Below are 17,291 nucleotides of genomic sequence, written 5' to 3' on the forward strand. Positions count from 1 at the left end.
GCAGGGGCGGGGGTTAGTGGCGGCGGGGCAGTGTGGGGGAAGTGGGGCTTCTGGGGGTTTTGGGTTGTTAGGGTTAGTTGTGCAGATTGGGGATTGGCGCAGGGGGCGACGGGGGGTCGCTGCGGCGGCGGGGGTTGCCGTACTGCTGGGTGGGTCGGCGTACGCGGGGTGGGCGCTGACGCCCTCGGCGGGACCGGCACCGGTCGCCCGACCGAGCGACCGGGCCGAGATCCCGAGTACGACGTTGCCACCGCTCGACGAGCCCGTCCCGACGGCGGCACCGGCACCGGACGACCTGCCCGAGATCGCCTACGATCCGGCACCGGCCGGTTTCCCCGACGACCCGGACACCCTGGACACCACCCCGTTGACCGAGGGGCTGCGGCCGACCCGGCGACTGGCCGCGTACGACGGACCGGGCGGGCGACCGGTGGCCTTCCTGATGCCCACCATCAGCGAGGTGCCGCTCACCGTGCCGATCGCCCGACGCGAGCGGGGCTGGACCGCCGTCCTGCTGCCGTCGGCCAACCGCAAGCTGGCCTGGCTACCACCCGGCGGCTTCCGGACCGTCGCGCTGCGCGACCAGATCGTGGTGGAGCGGGTACCGTACCGCCTCACCTGGTACCGCGACGGCGTCGCCCGGCGTACCTGGCAGGTCAGCCTGGGTCAGCGCGGCCAGGAGACACCGCTGGGCCGCACCTTCGTCCTGGGCCGCACCCCGCCGCCGGAGAGCGTCTACGGCGGAGTGGACATCTACGCCCTCGGCTCGGTCCCCGACGACCCGGCCTCCGTGCCGGACGGGCTGCGCGGTGCCCACATCGGCATCCACACCTGGCACCACGACGGTGAACTGGGCCAGCAGACCACCAACGGCTGCATCCGACTCACCCCCAGCGGGCAGCGACTGCTGCTGACGGAGGTACCCGAGGGCAGCCCCGTGGTGGTCGTCGACGCACTACCCGCCCCGCCCTCGACCGCCTGAACGCCGCCCGCCGCCGGTCCACACCGGGGAACGCCGCGGTCCGTGACGGGTACGAGCGTCGTGTCCTACGGTGACAGCCGTGACGATGCCTGCGCTACACCGGTCCGGCGTCGAGATCATTCGCCGCGAGGTGCCGTGGGTACCGGTAGTCGGAGCCGGCGGAGCCCTCGGCCTGTTCGCCTTCGTCGGCGACGAACTGCCGGGAGTGTGGGGCCTGGTCATCCTCACACTGGCCAGCAGCGGCTTCGCCTGGGGCATGGCGGCGCTGCTGGCGGGCTACGCGTCGACACGGCACGAGGTCGCACCCGTCAACGCCACCGTGCTGTTGCTCCTCGCCACGGTCACCTACTACGGACTGATCCTGATCGCCGGACGGCGTTGGCATCTCGGCCAGTTGGCGGACGGCAGTTCTGCCGCCGCGTCGGGCCTGGCGTCGGTGGGACGCCACACCGCCTTGTGGGTCGTCGCCTCGGTCGCCGCCGGCGTGGTGCTGGGCTGTCTGGGCTCGATCATCCGACGCGGTGCACGGCTACCGGCATCGGTCGCCGCCGGGGTGGCCCTGGGGCTGCTAGCCGGCCAAGGGCTCCACGACGTGTTGACCTTCCGGGCGTGGGGCGCCCTCGACGCCTTCTTCCTCGGCAGGCTCATCGCGGCCGGGATGGGCGTCTCGCTGGCCACGGTGGGAGTCACCCTCCTCTTCGTACGCTCCCGGGCCGCGAGATCCTGGCCGGTCTTCGTCGGGACGTCCCTGCTGATCAGTACGGCGGGAGTGTTGCTGTGGAGCCAGATCGAGTCGATCAGACAGGCTCTGTGACGTGCCGCCCCATCGGACTGAACCGCGCCTCCTGTCGAGCTGCACCGCCTGTGCTCTCGGCCGAGTCGCCAGCCACGCCGGTGACTCGTTCACGCCGTCAGCTCTAAAGCGGTCGCAGAGGCATGCCGGCGGTAGCGCCCCGTCGGCGTCGTGATCGCCATCGCCGCACGTCGGCGGTGTCGCCAACGGACTTTGCACGCCGCAGGCGGCACTGGGTCGTCGCGGCAGTCGGCATGCCGGTGCTGCTCGCGTGGGGGATCTTCGCCTACCGGCTCACCGAACAGGCAGCCGCGTGCGGCGCGGTGCACGGTCCGGAGTCGGCCCGTGTTCGCCCCCGTTGGCATGGTCACGGTCTTCGGGGGTATCAGCGGACACATGAGGGCGAGTTTCCGGCTCGGCCGGGTCGTGGGCGTACCTGTCGGGGTCAACTGGAGCGTCCTGGTCATCTTCGCGCTGATCTGGTGGGGGCTCTCGGCCAACCTGTTCCCGGCGTCGTACCCGGACCGGTCGGTGGTCGCGTACGTGCTGGCGGGGCTGGCGGCGGCCGTCGTGTTCTTCCTGGGCCTGCTGGCGCACGAGGTGTCGCACGCGGTGGTGGCCAAGCGCAACGGGCTGGGCGTCACCGGCATCACCCTCTGGCTCTTCGGTGGGGTGGCGGAGCTGCGCGGCGAGGCGCGTACGCCCGGTGCCGAGCTGCGCATCGCCGGGGTGGGGCCGCTGGTCAGCCTGATCATCGGCGTCTTCTTCGGGGCGATCGCGATGCTGCTGGGCCTGGCCGGGGTGCAGGGGTTGTGGCTGGGCGTGATGGCCTGGCTGGGCGGGATCAACCTGCTGCTGGCGGTCTTCAACATCCTGCCGGCCGCCCCGCTGGACGGTGGGCGGCTGCTGCGGGCGGCGGTGTGGAAGGCCACCGGGGACCGGACCCGCGCGACGGTGGTGGCGGCGCGGGCCGGGTGGGTGCTGGGTCTGGCGCTGATCGGTTTCGGGTTGTTCCGGTTCCTCACCGGCGCCGGTGTGGGTGGGCTCTGGCTGGCCCTGATCGGCTGGTTCCTGATCGGCGCGGCCAGCCTGGAGGAGCGGCAGGCGCGGGTGGGTTCGGCCCTGCGGGGGATCCGGGTGGCCGACGTGATGACGCCGCAGCCGCAGACCGCCTCGGGCGAGATGACGGTGGCCGACTTCGTGGACAACTACCTGTTCGCGTACCGGCACACGGCGCTGCCGTTGACCGAGGACGGTCGGCCGGTCGGCCTGGTCACCCTCGACCGGGTACGCGGAGTGCCGAGTGACGCGCGCGGCAGCACCACGCTGGAGTCGGTGGCCTGCCGCTCCGACGAGTTGGTGCTGGCCTCCCCCGACGAGCAGCTCACCGATCTGCTGCCCCGGCTCAGCGACTGCGCCGACGGGCGGGCGCTGGTGGTCACCGACGGTCGCCTGGTCGGCATCGTCTCACCCAGCGACATCAGCCGCGCGGTGCAGCGCGGCGCGATGCGCGACCAGGTCGACGTGGGCCGATGACAGCTCAGCGGGGGAAGAGGCGGTCCAGTTCCCCGGTGCGGAACCTGCCGGCCGGGTCCAGCCGGGTGAGCAGCGCGGCGAAGTCCGCCCAGCGGGGGTACGTGGCCGCGATCGTCTCGGGCGGCAGCGTGAAGACCTTGCCCCAGTGCGGGCGCGGGGCGAAGGGGGCCAGCGCGCGCTCCACCTCGGCGAGCACCGGCAGCACCTGTGTGGTGTCGGCGATCCAGGTGAAGTGGACGGCGAGGGTGTCCCGGTCGTACTGGGGGCTCAGCCACAGCCGGTCGGCCGCGATCGTCCGCAGCTCGCTGGTCTGCGAGACCGGGGCGATCAGGTGGGCCACCTCGTCCAGCGCGGCCAGCGCCTCGGCGGCGTCGGCGCGCGGCAGGTGGTACTCGGACTGCAGCTCGTCGCCGCTGCTCGGGGTGAATCCGAGCCGGAAGTGCGGCAGCCGCTCGTGCCACGGCCCGGCCACTCCGAGCTGCTCGGTGCAGTTGACCGTGGGCATGCCGGGCACCGGGTGCCAGGGCCGGTCGGCCGCCGTCGTGCCGAGCCAGTCGGCGGGCGGTGGCGGCTGGTCGGCGAGCTGCTTGCGCCAGACCTGGGTGCCGAGGGTGGAGCGCCAGTCGGTGAAGACGCTGACGCTGTACGCGGCGGCGAGCGCCTCGTCCAGCGCGGCGCGCGGCAGGTCCAGCCGGACGTACTGCCGGACGTCGTAGGTGGGCACCACGTCCAGGGTGACCCGGGTGACCACGCCGAGTGCGCCGAGGGCGACGACCGTGCCGGCGAAGTCGGCCGAGTCCCGGTCGACGGTGTGCAGGTCACCGGTGCCGGTGACCAGTTCGAGTCCGGCGACGGCGGTGGCCAGGTTGCCGACGGTGACGCCGGAACCGTGGGTGCCGGTGGCGACCGCGCCGGCCACCGAGATGTGCGGCAGGGAGGCGAGGTTGGCCAGCGCGTACCCCCGCTGGTGCAGCCAGGTGGCCAGGTCGCCGTAGCGGATCGCGGCCGGGACGTCGACGGTCCGGCGGTGCGCGTCGAGACGGATCGTGTCCGGCAGCCCGGAGAGGTCGACCAGGTCGCCGGTGGAGTCGCCGAGCCGGTTGAAGGAGTGTCCGCTGCCCACCGCCCGGATCCGGTCGCTGCCGGCGACCAGCTCGCGCAGCTCGTCCAGGGACGACGGCCGGTGGTGCGCCCGCGCGGAGTACCGGATGTTGCCCGCCCAGTTGCGCTGCGTCGACACGCGACCTCCCCCTTCCGCGCCGACGGTTACCGTCGGCTCCGTCGGGGAACCCTACGCCGATGAGCAGCTACCGTGATCCCGCCCCTCGTGGCGACGTGTACCCCTCCGAGGAGGAGATCGACCCGACCGGCAGCGGGGTGTTCCCGGCCAGCGCGCCGGCCGGTGCGTACCCGGCGGGCCAGCCGACCCCGCAGCCGTCGCCGGGACCGTCGCCGTCGCCGGTGCCGACCCCCGGCCCGCCGCCTCGCATGGAGGGCGGCGCCCGGTCGATAGTCAGCCGGCACCTGGACGGTTCGGTCTCGGTGGTCACCGACTTCGACGGCGACGGCGTGGCCGACGTGGTGCAGTACGACCTCGACGGCGACGGCATTCCGGACGTCACCTACCTCGACAACGACCGGGACGGGCGGCTGGAGACCGTGCTGCGGACCCCGGCCCCCTGACAGGCCGGAGTCGACACCGCACCGCGCAGCGCAGCCGCACCGCGCAGCGCAGCCGCACCGCTCAGAGCTGCGGCAGCACCTGCGAGGCGACCAGGTCCAGGTGGTCCAGGTCGCCCAGGTCGAGCACCTGGAGGTAGGCCCGCTGGCTGCCCACGGCGGCGTACCGGCCGAGCTTGTCGACCACCTCGGCGGGCGTGCCGGCCAGCCCGTTCTCGCGCAGCTCGTCCGGTTCCCGGCCGATCACGGCGGCCCGTCGGGCCACCTCGGCGTCGTCCTTGCCGCAGCAGAGCACCAACGCGTTGGACCAGGTCAGCTCGTCCGGGTTCCGGCCGATCTCCTGGCAGGCGGCACGGACCCGCCCGAACTGGGTGACCGTGTCGTCGATCGAGACGAACGGCAGGTTGAACTCGTCGGCGTACCTGGCGGTGAGCTGCGGGGTCCGCTTCGCGCCCATGCCGCCGAGCAGGATCGGCGGGTGCGGCTGCTGCACCGGCTTGGGCAGCGCCGGCGAGTCGCTGACCTGGTAGTGGCGGCCGGTGAACGCGAACGTCTCCCCCGGCGGGGTACGCCACAGACCGGTGATCACGGCGAGCTGCTCGTCCAGCCGGTCGAAGCGTTCCTTGAGTGCCGGGAACGGGATCCCGTACGCGCTGTGCTCGGCGTCGTACCACCCGGTGCCGATGCCCAGTTCGACCCGGCCGCCGCTCATCTGGTCGACCTGCGCGACGGTGATGGCCAGCGGGCCGGGCAGCCGGAACGTCGCGGCGGTCATCAGCGTGCCGAGCCGGATCGAGCGGGTGTCGCGGGCCAGCCCGGCCAGGGTCGTCCAGGCGTCGGTGGGGCCCGGTTCGCCGCTGACCGACCCCATCTTGAGGTAGTGGTCCGAGCGGAAGAAGGCGCCGAAGCCGGTCTCCTCGGCACGCCGGGCCACGGCCAGCAGGTCGTCGTAGGTCGCACCCTGCTGAGGTTCGGTGAAGATCCGCAGTTCCATGGACCGAGCATAGAAAGCCCACAGCCGTACCGCCCGACTTGTGGCGTTGATCTAGGGTGGTGCGGTGGGTGAACCGGTCGTCGCCGTCGCGGACCTGCACGTCGCGTTCGGCAGCGTGACCGTGGTGCGGGACGTCGGCTTCGACCTGCCGGCGGGCGGTGCGCTCTGCCTGGTCGGCGAGAACGGCGCGGGCAAGTCCACCGTGTTGCGCTGCGTCACCGGCCTGACCGACCCGAGCGCGGGCCGGGTCCGGGTGTTCGGGGCCGCGCCCGACGGCTCGGCCGCGTTCTGGCGCCGGGTGGTCGCCACCGTCGAACAGCCCAGTTGGTACGCCGGACTGACCGTCCGGGAACACGTGGAGCTGGTCCGGTTGGCCGGTGGCCACGACCCGGCCGACGGTCGGGTGGACGAACTGCTCTCCGTGCTGGGCCTGCGGGATCTCGGCGACGGCACCCCGGACCGGCTCTCCTCGGGCGAGCGGCAGCGGCTGCTGCTGGCCGCCGCCCTGGCCCGCCCGGCGGAGCTGCTGGTGCTCGACGAGCCGGAGCAGCGGCTGGACGCGGCGATCCGACCGGTGGTGGCCGGTCTGCTCGGCGACCACCTGGCCGCCGGTGGGAGCCTGCTGTTCGCCAGTCACGATCCGGTCTTCGTGGCCGCCCTCGACTGTCCGGTCCTCCGGCTGCACACCGGGTCACCGGCGCCCGAACCGGGCACATGACGCGGGTGGGCGAGGCGGTTACCCGCCGGGAGCCGGTGCCGCCGACCGCCCGCAGGCTGCGCCGCTGGGTACGCCGGCAGCGGGCCGAACGGGCCCCCTCGCTCTCGCTGGAGAACGTGTACCTGCTGCTGCTGACCGTGGCGATCGCGGTCGCGATGTTCGGTCCGGGTGTCGGGTCGGCGATGTGGCCGGCGACGGGGGCGGCCCCGCCGGACCGGCTCGTGGTGCTGGTGCTGCTGGGTGCGGGTGCTGTCGGCCTGATGCTGCTGTTGCGTCAGACGGGCCCGTTGGTCCTCGGGCGCGGTGAGCTGACCTGGTTGCTGCCGGCGCCGGTGCCCCGGCGGGGGCTGCTGCTGCCGGCGCTGGTGCGGGCACTCACGGTCGGGGCGGTCATCGGCGCACTGCTGGCGCTGGCCGGCGCCGCCCGACTGGCGGTCCGCCCGGTCGCCGGGTCCGCCCTGGCCGCCTGGCTCGCCCTGGGTACGGCCGTCGGTGCGCTCCTGGCGTTGCTCGCGGTGACCGCGCAGCATCGCCCCGGGTACGCCCGGATGCTGGACGTGGCGTTGCCGGCGCTGCTGGTGGCGTTGGGCGCGACGGTGCTGCTCGCCCGGGTACGACCGCTGCCGGCGCTGCCCGGTGTCGCGGCGCCGCCGCTCCCGCTCACCCTCGGCGCCCTGCTCGTCGTCGCGGGCCTGACCGCCCTGGCCCTCCGCGACCTGGCGCGCCTGCCCGACGTCCGGCTGCACGAGCCGTCGTTGACCGTCGGCACGTACCTGGACGCCGCGTACGCCGTCGAGCCGTCGTTCCTCGCCGACCTGCGCGAGCGACGGTACTGGCGGCGGCGGGCACTGCGGTCCCGGCCGTTGCGTCCCCGGTTCGGCCGGCTGGTGCCGCTGCAACAGGATCTGCTGGTGTTGCGTCGACGCGGGTGGCGGCTGGGCTGGCTGGCCGTGGCGACTCCGCTGCCCGCGTTGCTCAGTGCCGGTGCGGACTGGATGCCGGCGACCGCCCTGGTGCTGGGGGCGGTCACCACCGCCGGGGTCACCCTCGACGCGTTGCGCCGCGACGCGGCCCACCCGGCGCTGCTGCGGCTGCTCGGGCTGACCGGTCGACGGGCGGTCGCGATCCGGCTGGTCGTGCCGACGGTGCTGGCCACGGCCTGGTCCGGTCTGGCCGTGGCGGTGCTGGGGTTGCTCGGCGACCTGCCGCCGGGCCCCTGGTGGGCGCTGGGGCTGGCGTTCGGCCCGACGGCCGCGATGATGGCCGTCCGGCGGGCGCAGACGGGCCGGATCGACCACTCCCTGCCGCTGGTCGTCACCCCGATGGGCGCCTTCTCGCCCGGCCCGGTGCTGTGGCTGTTCAACGGCACGGACGTGCTGCTGTTCGCGACGCCCACGGTGGTCGCCCTCCTGGGTCCGGTGCAACCGGGCTGGGCCTGGGTCGCCGCCCAGGCCGCCTGCGCGGTGCTGGCGGTGCTGGCCTATCTGCGCTTCGGCACGGACGGCCGCCGTCCCCGGGTGTGAGTCACCGGCCGTTCCGGTCGAAGTGGACGCAAATTCTTGCAGCGTTTACAACTGTCCGCAAGATGCTGGTGGCAAGTCGGATCGACTTGTGAATCAGAGGTTCCCAAGCATCGACGTCACTGTTACGGTCACGCCATCACCGCAACTTCTTGCATAACTTGCAGGAAGCCGTGCTGTCACCACGTCTGCCTGACCGTCCCCCGAGGAGGGCCCGTGCGAATCCCCCGTCCCCGCGCCGCGATACCCGCGGCACTGGCCGCGACACTGGTCGCGGTCGGTCTCACCGTCGTCGCCGCCGGCACCGCGCCGGCCAGTGCAGCCGACGTACGCGCCAACGGCGACGCGATCGTCCACCTGTTCCAGTGGCGGTGGGACTCCGTCGCACAGGAGTGCGAGAGCACCCTCGGGCCCCAGGGCTGGGGCGGCGTGCAGGTCTCCCCGCCGCAGGAGCACGTGGTGCTGCCCAGCGCCGAAGGCGCCACGTACCCGTGGTGGCAGGACTACCAACCGGTGTCGTACCGGTTGGACTCGACCCGACGCGGCACCAAGGCCCAGTTCGTCGACATGGTCGAGCGCTGCCGCGCCCAGGGCGTGAAGATCTATGTGGACATGGTGCTCAACCACATGAGCGGCACCGGTTCGGCGGGCAGCGGTCCGGGCAGCGCCGGCACCGTCTACGGCAAGTACAGCTACCCCAACCTCTTCAACGACGGCTCCGGCGACGCCTACGGCTACGGCGACTTCGCACCCTGCTACCGGCGGATCAGCAACTGGGGCAACAAGCAGGAGGTCCAGGACTGCGAGCTGCTCGACCTGGCCGACCTGAACACCGCCGATCCCGAGGTACGCCGCAAGATCGCCAAGTACATGAACGCGGTCATCGACCTGGGGGTGGCCGGCTTCCGGGTGGACGCCGCCAAGCACGTCCAAGAGGCGCACCTGGGCGACATCATCAACCGGTTGCGGGACGTACCCGGCTTCGGCGGTCGACCGGACCTGTTCCACGAGGTGTACGGCGACGGGACGATCCCCTACACCGCGTACGCGCCGTACGGCGGGGTGACCAACTTCGACTACCAGCGCGCCGTCTCCTCGGCGTTCCGCGACGGCAACATCGCCCAGTTGGGCAACCTGCCGAACTACGGTGGACTCACCGCCGCACAGGCGGTCGTCTTCGTCGACAACCACGACACCCAGCGTGAGAACCCGACGCTGACCTACAAGAGCGGCGCCCGCTACTACCTGGCGGACACGTTCATGATGGCCCACCCGTACGGTCGGCCCCAGCTCATGTCGAGCTACGCGTTCGGCTCCGTGCACGGGCAGGGCCCGCCCAGCTCGTCCAACGGCACCACGCTGGCCGCCGACTGCACCGGTGGCGCCTGGATCTGCGAGCACCGCAACGCGGGGGTGGCGGGCATGCCGGGCTTCCGCAACGCGGTCGCCGGCACCGGCATCGGATCGGTGGTCACCGACGGCAACGGACGGTTGGCCTTCGCCCGGGGCAACCGGGGGTACGCCGCCTTCAACGCCACCACCAGCGCCTGGAGCCGCAGCTTCGCCACCTCGTTGCCGGACGGCCGCTACTGCAACGTCGGTCGCGGCGCGTACGACCGGTCCACCGGGGCCTGCCCCGGCGGCGCGGTGACCGTCTCCGGTGGCGCCTTCACCGCGTCGATCGCCGCAGACCAGGCGGTCGCCCTGCACGTCGAGGCCCGACTGGACGGCGCCACGCCCACCCCGACGGTGACCCCGACCGGCTCGCCGACCCCGACCGCGAGCCCGACGGTCCCGGCCGGTTCCACCCGGTTCACCGCCACCGTCTCCACCGACCCCGGCCAGGAGGTGTACGTCGTCGGCTCGATCCCGGCGCTCGGCTCCTGGAACCCCGCGAACGGGGTGAAGCTCTCCACCACCTCGGGCAGCTATCCGACCTGGACGGGCTCGGTGTCGGTGCCGGCGGGCACCGCGTTCGAGTGGAAGCTGGTCAAGGTCAGCAACGGCTCGGTGCAGTGGGAGAACGACCCCAACCGCACCGGCACCGCCGGCACCGCTCTGACCGCCACCTGGAACCAGCCGGTCAGCACCCCGCCGGCCGCCACCACGGTCTCCTTTCGGGCGACCGCCACCACCACGCTCGGCCAGCACCTCTATGTCGTCGGCGACCTGCCCGCGCTCGGCGGCTGGGACCCGGCCAAGGGGGTCCGCCTGTCGCCGACCGCCTACCCGCTCTGGACCGGCGGGCTGAACCTGCCGACCGGCACCGCGTTCTCCTACAAGTACGTCAAGCGCACCGACTCGGGCCAGGTGGTCTGGGAGTCGGGCGCCAACCGCACCGCCACCGCCACCGGCGCGGTCACCCTGACCGACACCTGGCGCTGACCGCGACCGAACACAGCGGCCCCTCCCGACGTCGTGTCGGGAGGGGCCGCCCCCGTTCCGCCCGGTCGACCGGGTCGGGCCTCGGCGCGTCGACGGTCAGGGGGTCGCGCGCCGGATGATCAGATAGCTGACGGCGGCGAGTGGCAGCGTGAGCAGCGCCGGCCAGCCCACCAGGAGGACGGCGCCCGACTGGTCGGCGAACCAGCCACCGATCGCCGACCACCAGCCACGCCAGGTCGCCAGCACCACGGCTCCACCGATCACGACCAGCGCCACGGTGCTCAGGGCGAGCATGCCGTTGACGCCCCACCGCTTGAACACCAGAGCGATCGCGATCCCCAGGAAGCCGAGCAGCAGGAACGGGATCGCGAAGCCGAGGAAGCGCAGCACCGGGTTCTCCACCCAGAGGAACGGTATGCCGAAGAAGGTCAGGCCGACGCCCCAGCCTGCGGTGGCCTCCTCGACGACGGCGAGCAGATAGAGCGCGGCCGCGTAGACGATCGCCTGGGCGCCGAAGGTGAGCACGTTGCCGAGGTAGAAGTTGCGGCGCGAGATGCCCAGTCCGATCGCGAACGGGAAGTCCTGAGTGATGCTGTTGACGCAGGCGACGAACATCACGACGTAGATGCTGGCCAGTCCACCCGTGGTCGGTGTGGAATCGGTCGACTCGTTCATCGAGCTGAAGAGCGCCAGGTTGATGAGGAAGCTGAGGGCGAGGATCCCCCAGGGCCAGCCGACCACGCTGGGCCAGGCGACGAACTGAAGCCGGGCGACGGTCAGGGCACGGTTCATCGGACAGCCTCCGTGCTGGTCGCGCCGGCGGCGTGTCCGTCGGCCGAGGTGGTCAGGCGCACGACGGTGTCCTGCAACGACGCGGCCTCCAGGGCCAGGCCCAGGGACCGGGCACGCTCCTGGTCCGCCGGGCCGAAGTCACCGCGTACGGTGGCGCGGGCCGTGCCGCCGAGCAGCACCCGGTGCAGTTCGGTGGCGGTACGGCTGAACTCGTCCACCGCCGCGACCGGGCCGGCGACGGTGAGCACCTGGCCGCGCAGGGCCTCCGCCTCCTCGTCGAGCAGCAGCCGTCCGGCGTCGACCAGCAGCACGTGCTCGATCAGGTCGCTGACCTCGTCGATGAGGTGGGTCGAGAGCACGATCGTGCGGGGGTGTTCGGTGTAGTCGGCCAGCAGCCGGTCGTAGAAGATCTGCCGGGCCACCGCGTCCAGGCCGAGGTAGGGCTCGTCGAAGAAGGTCAACGGTGCCCGCGTGGCCAGCCCGACGATGATGCCCAGCGCCGAGAGCATGCCCCGGGAGAGCTTGCGGACGTTGCGGCGCGGCGGCAGCCGGAAGTCCTCGACCAACTGCTGCGCGAACGCCTCGTCCCACCCGGGGTGGACCAGGGCGGCGGCCCGCAGCACGTGCCGCACCTGGAGGTTCGACGGGTAGGTCTGGCTCTCCTTGATGAACGAGATCCGGGACAGCACGCCCTCGTTCTCGTAAGGGTGCTGCCCGAAGACCGCGACCTCGCCGGAGGTGGCGAAGTTCTGCGCGGTGAGGATCTGCATCAGCGTGGTCTTGCCGGCGCCGTTGCGTCCCAGCAGGCCGTAGATCCGGTTTCCGGCGAGCGAGAAGCTGACCCGGTCCAGCGCCGTGACGCCGCGGTACTTCTTGGTGAGGTCGGTGACGGTGACGACGGGGCTCATCGCTCCCCCTCCCAGGTGTCGATCATGCTCTTGAGTTCCGCCGGGTCGATGCCGAGCTTGCGTGCCTCGGCGACCAGCGGTTGCACGTACTGCCGGGCGAACTCGTCACGGCGTCGACCGCGCAGCGTGGCGCGGGCGCCGGAGGAGACGAACATCCCGATTCCTCGTTTCTTGTAGAGCGTTCCGTCGTCGACGAGCTTGTTGACCCCCTTGGCGGCGGTCGCCGGGTTGATCCGGTGGAAGGCCGCCAACTCGTTCGTGGACGGCACCTGCGCCTCCTCGGCCAGCGTCCCGTCCAGGATCGAGTTCTCCAGCAGCTCGGCGATCTGGAGAAAGATCGGCCGACCGTCCTCCATCACGCCCGCCACCCGCCACCCTGGTTGGCCGGTTCACTACTCATGTAACTAACCATGCAACCTCGGTGCGTCGCTGTCAAGTCGCGGTGCGGTCCGTTAACCTTCCGACCCGGTGTGCGCGTCTACGTACCGGGAGGTGCGCATGACCGACGGACACCCGGCTCCGCCGGAGGGCTTCGCCGAGTTCGTGACAGCCCGGTCCCCCGCGTTGCTCCGGTCGGCCTGGCTGCTGACCGGCGACGTCGGGCGGGCGGAGGACCTGTTGCAGACCGTGCTCGCCGCCGCATGGCAGCGCTGGTCGACGGTGTCCACCGGACATCCCGAGGCGTACCTGCGACGCGCCCTGTTCACCACGTACGTCTCGTGGTGGCGACGCCGGTGGCGGGCCGAGATCCCGGCCGCCGCACCGCCCGAACAGTCCGGCCCGAGCGACCTGGCTCGCGAGTCGGCCGACCGGGACGCGCTTCGCCGCGCGCTGGCCCGCCTCAGCCGCCAGCAACGGGCGATCGTGGTGCTGCGCTACGCCGAGGACCTCTCCGTGGAGCGCACCGCCGAGGTGCTGGGCTGCTCGACCAACACCGTGAAGGTGCAGTCCTCCCGTGCCCTACGCAGCCTGCGTACCGATCCGAACCTGGACCTGTTCACCCAACGGAAGGTCGTGTCGTGAGCCGTGACGACGAGGACATCCGCCACCTGTTCGCCGACGCCGTCCCCCCGCTGCCCACCCCGCACGACCGCATCGCCGAGGTCGGGATCCGGGTACGCCGACACCGTCGCCGGGTGGTCACCGGCACGGCGGCGGCCGTCACCCTGGTCGTGGCGCTCGGCGTCGGCCTGCCCGCGCTGTGGGGGCCGGACCGGACCGCCCCACCCGTGCAGACCACCGACCCGACCGGCGAGGTCGTCTGCCCGACCAGCCTCGCTGGAGAGCCCGACCTGGACGCCGTGCGCTACGACGACGAACCACTCGTCCCGCCCGGAGCCGTCGAGATCACCAACTGCGAGGTGCAGGTCGGGACCGCTGGGGTGGTCCACGAGCGCCCTGGCCCGCGTACCCTCACCGCCGGGGTGGACGAGATCGTCCGCCTGCTCAACGCCCAGCCGCCTCAACCGGTCGACGGACGGGGGCGAGCGACACCCGACGGCAGGCCGATGTGCAACGCCGCAGCGCGCAACGAGGTGACCGTCCTGGTGCTGCGCTACCCCGACCGCGAGCCGGTGACCGTCTGGACGAACGCGAACTGCCGGGTGTCGATCACTGCCACGCACGGGCGGGCGCTGGACTCCGAGGTCTTCTCGACGTTCCTCGACCGGTACCGGGCACAACTCGTCGCCACCACCGACCCGGCCACGATCACCAGCCCGGACTGCCCGGTCACGATCCCCGCCGACCGGGTACGGAACAAGCCGTCCAACCCGGGGCCACCGGACCGGATCCGGCTCGACAACAGCGACCCCTACGACACGGTCCTGCCGACCCCTCTGGTCGAGGTCACCGCCTGTCGGTACGAGGTGGACGACGGCACCGCCGAACTGGTCCGGCAGGAGCGGCGGCGCGCGGGAGCCGACGACCTGCGCCCGGTGCTCAACGGCACGTTCGACCGAAAGGCCATGAGCAGCGACTGCGGCGGGTGGCCGGGCTATCCCGCGCCCACCGCGTTCGACACGCTGACCGTGGCCGACGCGACCGGTGCCACGGCCGAGTTCTGGGTCCGGCACATCCCCTGCCGCAGCGCCCGGCACTTCTACGGTGCCAACAAGCAGGTCACCGCACCGTTGCTCGACGCGCTCACCGACCTGCTCGGCCCGCCGCCCGCCCCGTAGCGGTCAGGCGTACGGGGGGCGGGCGTACGCGGCCCGGAGGGCGGCCAGTCCGGGTGCCTTCGGGCTGAGCGTGCCCCAGCCGGAGTTGAAGTAGTTGGTGCGGGCGATGATCGGACCGCGCTCGGCGTTGAGCCGGGCGATGGCGGCCGGCACGGTGGCGATCCAGGCCGGCTGGTCGGGGATCTCGGCGGCGCGTACCCCCCACTCGGCGATGAGCACCGGGCGGGACAGGGCCACCGGGCCGAGGTCGGCCACGGCCCAGTCCTTCGTCCGGCGGAACCGGTCCAGTGCGGTGTGCGAGGCGCTGGTGGCGTAGACGTTCCATTGGAGGAAGTCCAGCCGCGACATCAACGACTCCGGGTGGGTGCGCTGGAAGCAGGGCCGGTCGAAGCCGCCGAGACCGACCGAGAAGGTGGTCCCCTGCGGCAGCGCCTTGGCCCGGAACCAGTTCACGATGTACGTCATCGCCTGCACCGCACGGGCGTCCGACTCCGCCCAGGTGTACGCCCGGCCGGACTCGGTGGTGCCGAACTCGTGGTCGGTGTCCAGCTCGGAGGCGAGCTGGATGTTCACCCCGAACCCCATGGTGCGGTACTGCGACAGCGCCCGGGCGAAGAGTCCGTCGCACTGCCCGGCGAGCACCTGGCCGTAGCCGTACGCCTTCGGCCAGACCGCGCCGGGACGCTGCTGGATGGTCATCGCCGGAGCGGGCACGACGTAGCGCACCCCGTCGACGGTGAAGGTCTGCGCCCCGGTGTCGGTCGCCCCGTAGTGCTTGAGCTCCAGCACCATGTTGATCTGGATCCCACCCCGGCCGAGGGTGACCAGCCACGGGCGGTTGTAGCCGGGGAAGACGTAGCTGTCGGCGAAGCTGCGGTACTGGGTCAGCGACCGGAAGTTGCCCCCGGCCATGTCGGCGGTCGGGTCGGCGTTCCCGGACAGGTAGTAGCCGCCGAGCACCGGCGGCGTGATCGCGTAGTCGACGGCGGCGGTGGCGGCCTGCCCGGTGGAGTCGCGCACGGTGACGGTGACCCGGGCCATCACGCCACCGCCCGGTACACGGCCACCGCGCCGTTGTCCGACACCCGCGTCCAGGTGCGGCCCGAGCTGTCGGTGACGGCGACGGTGAGTGGGTCGATGACGGCGGTGACCTTGGCCGGCGCGCTGCTGTTGCCCTGCGCGTCGGTGACCACGACGGTGACGGTGAGCGTCTTGGTGTCCGGGTCGCCGTAGGTGACGGTGAGCAGCATCTGCGCCCCGGGGGCGTAGGTGCTCGCGTTGAGGGCGGCGGTGACGGTGGGAGCGGCCATGGCTGCGCCTTCCTGGCTCGATCGCCGTGACCGGCGGAGTGCCCCGTCGGCCCGGCGGGAGATGCGGCGGCGGCCGGAGCGGGCAGGTGTCCGCTCCGGTGGAGGATCCGGCGTGATGACGGTGGCGACGTCGCTGTCGGGCGGGGGGCGGGCGTCCGCCCGACCCGCAGGCGGCCCGTCGGACGTGGCCCGCCGTCCGCAGCCGCTTCACCTGCTACAACAGTGCGTCAGGAGAGGACCTGTCGTCCTGTCTATTTACGGACATATCGATTCTTATGAGGATGGCACATGAAGTACCTGATGCTGATCTACGGCAACGACGAGATCTGGGGCAGCCTGCCGGACGGCGACCTGGCCACGCTGATCGGCGAGGTGGACGCCTTCAACCAGGCGCTGCGCGACTCCGGCGAACTGGTCGACTCGCAGGGCCTGGAGACCCGCCCCCGCGCGGTCCGCATGGTTGACGCCGCGCCGGTCGTCACCGACGGGCCGTACCTGGAGGCCAAGGAGTACGTCGGGTCGTACTTCGTCATCGACGTGGACAGTGAGCAGCGTGCGCTGGAGATCGCCCGGTCGTACCCGGGGCTGCGGATGGGCACCGGGATCGGCGGCGGTCTGGAGGTCTGGCCGCTGATGACCCACGGAGCCGGGAACTGAGCCTGGACGAGGCCACCGCCGACCTGCTGCGCCGGCTCGCCCCGCAGGTGCTGGGCACCCTGGTACGCCGCTACGGCGACTTCGCCACCGCCGAGGACGCGGTGCAGGAGGCGCTGGTCGCCGCCGTCGAGGCGTGGCCGCGCGAGGGCGTACCGGAACATCCCTCGGGCTGGCTGCACACCGTGGCCGCCCGCCGCTACGTCGACCAGGTCCGCACCGAGGCGGCTCGGACCCGCCGGGAACGGAACGCCCACGACGCCCTGCCGCGGGACGCGCTCGTCGCCCCACCGCCGGACGCCACCGCACCGCCCCGCGACGACCTGCTGGAGCTGTTCCTGCTCTGCTGCCATCCGGCGCTGCCCGCACCGGCGCAACTCGCGCTCACCCTGCGGGCGGTCGGTGGGCTCACCACCGCCGAGGTGGCCGCCGCGTTCCTGGTGCCGGAGAAGACCATGGGGCAGCGGATCGTGCGGGCCAAACAGCGGTTGCGCGAGGCGGGCGCACGGTTCGCCCCGCCGCAGGCGGCGGACCGGGGCCGTCGGCTGGCCGTGGTCCGGCAGGTGCTGTATCTGATGTTCAACGAGGGGTACAGCGCCAGCAGCGGCCCCGAGCTGCGTCGCGCCGACCTGACCCGGCAGGCGCTACGGCTGACCCGCCGGTTGCACGAGCGGCTGCCGGACGACGGGGAGACGGCCGGGCTGCTCGCGTTGATGCTGCTGACGGAGGCGCGGGCGGCGGCCCGGGTCGGCCCGGACGGCGACCTGGTGCCGCTGGCCGACCAGGACCGTCGGTGGTGGGACCGGGCGGCGATCGCCGAGGGCTGCGCGCTGGTCGCG

Annotated in this window: 18 protein-coding genes; 11 read left to right on the top strand and 7 right to left on the bottom strand. The window is 72.4% G+C overall.

Going from position 1 to position 17,291, the window contains the following annotated elements:
* The first annotated feature begins 79 nt into the window (after positions 1 to 79).
* From EYA84_RS11325 to EYA84_RS11335, 3 genes are all read left to right on the top strand, one after another.
* Positions 80 to 982, top strand: coding sequence for a L,D-transpeptidase (locus EYA84_RS11325; protein WP_236145710.1), 903 nt, complete (start codon positions 80 to 82; stop codon positions 980 to 982).
* A gap of 79 nt (positions 983 to 1,061) precedes the next feature.
* Entirely contained in the window at positions 1,062 to 1,796 is a 735-nt protein-coding gene (locus EYA84_RS11330) for a hypothetical protein (RefSeq protein ID WP_131052996.1), read from the top strand.
* A 375-nt stretch (positions 1,797 to 2,171) separates the two neighbouring features.
* Entirely contained in the window at positions 2,172 to 3,311 is a 1,140-nt protein-coding gene (locus EYA84_RS11335) for a site-2 protease family protein (protein ID WP_131052997.1), read from the top strand.
* A gap of 4 nt (positions 3,312 to 3,315) precedes the next feature.
* Here the strand turns inward: EYA84_RS11335 and EYA84_RS11340 are convergent, their stop codons facing one another.
* Positions 3,316 to 4,551: a D-arabinono-1,4-lactone oxidase gene (locus EYA84_RS11340; protein ID WP_131052998.1), complete on the bottom strand. Its 1,236-nt coding sequence runs from the start codon at positions 4,549 to 4,551 to the stop codon at positions 3,316 to 3,318.
* A gap of 59 nt (positions 4,552 to 4,610) precedes the next feature.
* Between EYA84_RS11340 and EYA84_RS11345 the strand changes: the two genes are divergently transcribed.
* A complete protein-coding gene (locus EYA84_RS11345; RefSeq protein ID WP_131052999.1) occupies positions 4,611 to 4,994 on the top strand; it encodes a thrombospondin type 3 repeat-containing protein in 384 nt (127 codons plus the stop codon).
* A 61-nt stretch (positions 4,995 to 5,055) separates the two neighbouring features.
* On the opposite strand, the gene EYA84_RS11350 is transcribed toward EYA84_RS11345, so the two are convergent.
* Positions 5,056 to 5,985, bottom strand: coding sequence for an LLM class F420-dependent oxidoreductase (locus EYA84_RS11350; RefSeq protein WP_131053000.1), 930 nt, complete (start codon positions 5,983 to 5,985; stop codon positions 5,056 to 5,058).
* A 64-nt stretch (positions 5,986 to 6,049) separates the two neighbouring features.
* Here EYA84_RS11350 and EYA84_RS11355 point away from each other — a divergent pair, with 64 nt between their 5' ends.
* From EYA84_RS11355 to EYA84_RS11365, 3 genes are all read left to right on the top strand, one after another.
* Positions 6,050 to 6,703, top strand: a complete 654-nt coding sequence (locus EYA84_RS11355; RefSeq protein WP_131053001.1) for an ATP-binding cassette domain-containing protein — start codon at positions 6,050 to 6,052, stop codon at positions 6,701 to 6,703.
* Positions 6,704 to 6,708: 5 nt separating this feature from the next.
* Complete coding sequence (locus EYA84_RS11360) at positions 6,709 to 8,226, top strand: DUF6297 family protein (protein ID WP_131053002.1); 1,518 nt, start codon at positions 6,709 to 6,711, stop codon at positions 8,224 to 8,226.
* A gap of 213 nt (positions 8,227 to 8,439) precedes the next feature.
* Positions 8,440 to 10,608, top strand: a complete 2,169-nt coding sequence (locus EYA84_RS11365) for a carbohydrate-binding module family 20 domain-containing protein (protein WP_131053003.1) — start codon at positions 8,440 to 8,442, stop codon at positions 10,606 to 10,608.
* A 96-nt stretch (positions 10,609 to 10,704) separates the two neighbouring features.
* Here the strand turns inward: EYA84_RS11365 and EYA84_RS11370 are convergent, their stop codons facing one another.
* Genes EYA84_RS11370 through EYA84_RS11380 form a run of 3 tightly spaced genes read right to left on the bottom strand, consistent with a single transcriptional unit; the run spans position 10,705 to position 12,676 of the window.
* Positions 10,705 to 11,400 carry an ABC transporter permease gene (locus EYA84_RS11370; RefSeq protein WP_131053004.1) on the bottom strand — a complete coding sequence of 232 codons (696 nt, stop codon included), beginning with the start codon at positions 11,398 to 11,400 and terminating at the stop codon, positions 10,705 to 10,707.
* The gene (locus EYA84_RS11375) at positions 11,397 to 12,308 is read right to left on the bottom strand and encodes an ABC transporter ATP-binding protein (protein WP_131053005.1); all 912 of its coding nucleotides are present in this window, start codon (positions 12,306 to 12,308) and stop codon (positions 11,397 to 11,399) included. The genes EYA84_RS11370 and EYA84_RS11375 overlap by 4 nt, the downstream gene beginning before the upstream one ends.
* Complete coding sequence (locus EYA84_RS11380) at positions 12,305 to 12,676, bottom strand: GntR family transcriptional regulator (RefSeq protein WP_236145711.1); 372 nt, start codon at positions 12,674 to 12,676, stop codon at positions 12,305 to 12,307. Before EYA84_RS11380 ends, EYA84_RS11375 begins: the two co-directional genes overlap by 4 nt.
* Positions 12,677 to 12,806: 130 nt before the next feature.
* On the opposite strand from EYA84_RS11380, the gene EYA84_RS11385 reads away from it, so the two are divergent.
* Both EYA84_RS11385 and EYA84_RS11390 read left to right on the top strand, forming a co-directional pair.
* Positions 12,807 to 13,331: a SigE family RNA polymerase sigma factor gene (locus EYA84_RS11385; RefSeq protein ID WP_131053006.1), complete on the top strand. Its 525-nt coding sequence runs from the start codon at positions 12,807 to 12,809 to the stop codon at positions 13,329 to 13,331.
* Positions 13,328 to 14,488, top strand: coding sequence for a hypothetical protein (locus tag EYA84_RS11390; RefSeq protein ID WP_131053007.1), 1,161 nt, complete (start codon positions 13,328 to 13,330; stop codon positions 14,486 to 14,488). The genes EYA84_RS11385 and EYA84_RS11390 overlap by 4 nt, the downstream gene beginning before the upstream one ends.
* A 3-nt stretch (positions 14,489 to 14,491) precedes the next feature.
* Here EYA84_RS11390 and EYA84_RS11395 read toward each other — a convergent pair whose 3' ends face one another.
* Together EYA84_RS11395 and EYA84_RS11400 are read right to left on the bottom strand one after the other, a co-directional pair.
* Positions 14,492 to 15,529 (bottom strand): hypothetical protein, encoded by a 1,038-nt coding sequence (locus EYA84_RS11395; protein WP_131053008.1) that lies wholly within the window; start codon positions 15,527 to 15,529, stop codon positions 14,492 to 14,494.
* A complete protein-coding gene (locus tag EYA84_RS11400; RefSeq protein WP_131053009.1) occupies positions 15,529 to 15,798 on the bottom strand; it encodes a hypothetical protein in 270 nt (89 codons plus the stop codon). The genes EYA84_RS11395 and EYA84_RS11400 overlap by 1 nt, the downstream gene beginning before the upstream one ends.
* Positions 15,799 to 16,086: 288 nt before the next feature.
* Between EYA84_RS11400 and EYA84_RS11405 the strand changes: the two genes are divergently transcribed.
* Positions 16,087 to 16,455, top strand: a complete 369-nt coding sequence (locus tag EYA84_RS11405; RefSeq protein ID WP_131053010.1) for a YciI family protein — start codon at positions 16,087 to 16,089, stop codon at positions 16,453 to 16,455.
* Positions 16,452 to 17,291 (top strand): RNA polymerase sigma factor (locus EYA84_RS11410; protein ID WP_394347560.1); only part of this gene is annotated, 840 nt, incomplete at its 3' end. The genes EYA84_RS11405 and EYA84_RS11410, both read left to right, overlap by 4 nt.

It is taken from the genome of Verrucosispora sp. SN26_14.1 (assembly GCF_004307965.1).
GTDB lineage: Bacteria > Actinomycetota > Actinomycetes > Mycobacteriales > Micromonosporaceae > Micromonospora.

Bases quoted from the DNA above. Each gene is read 5' to 3' on its own strand.
- EYA84_RS11335 (WP_131052997.1), top strand. From the start codon at position 2,172: ATGAGGGCGAGTTTCCGGCTCGGCCGGGTCGTGGGCGTACCTGTCGGG.
- EYA84_RS11345 (WP_131052999.1), top strand. From the start codon at position 4,611: ATGAGCAGCTACCGTGATCCCGCCCCTCGTGGCGACGTGTACCCCTCC.
- EYA84_RS11350 (WP_131053000.1), bottom strand. From the start codon at position 5,985: ATGGAACTGCGGATCTTCACCGAACCTCAGCAGGGTGCGACCTACGAC.
- EYA84_RS11370 (WP_131053004.1), bottom strand. From the start codon at position 11,400: ATGAACCGTGCCCTGACCGTCGCCCGGCTTCAGTTCGTCGCCTGGCCC.
- EYA84_RS11375 (WP_131053005.1), bottom strand. From the start codon at position 12,308: ATGAGCCCCGTCGTCACCGTCACCGACCTCACCAAGAAGTACCGCGGC.
- EYA84_RS11385 (WP_131053006.1), top strand. From the start codon at position 12,807: ATGACCGACGGACACCCGGCTCCGCCGGAGGGCTTCGCCGAGTTCGTG.
- EYA84_RS11395 (WP_131053008.1), bottom strand. From the start codon at position 15,529: ATGGCCCGGGTCACCGTCACCGTGCGCGACTCCACCGGGCAGGCCGCC.
- EYA84_RS11400 (WP_131053009.1), bottom strand. From the start codon at position 15,798: ATGGCCGCTCCCACCGTCACCGCCGCCCTCAACGCGAGCACCTACGCC.
- EYA84_RS11405 (WP_131053010.1), top strand. From the start codon at position 16,087: ATGAAGTACCTGATGCTGATCTACGGCAACGACGAGATCTGGGGCAGC.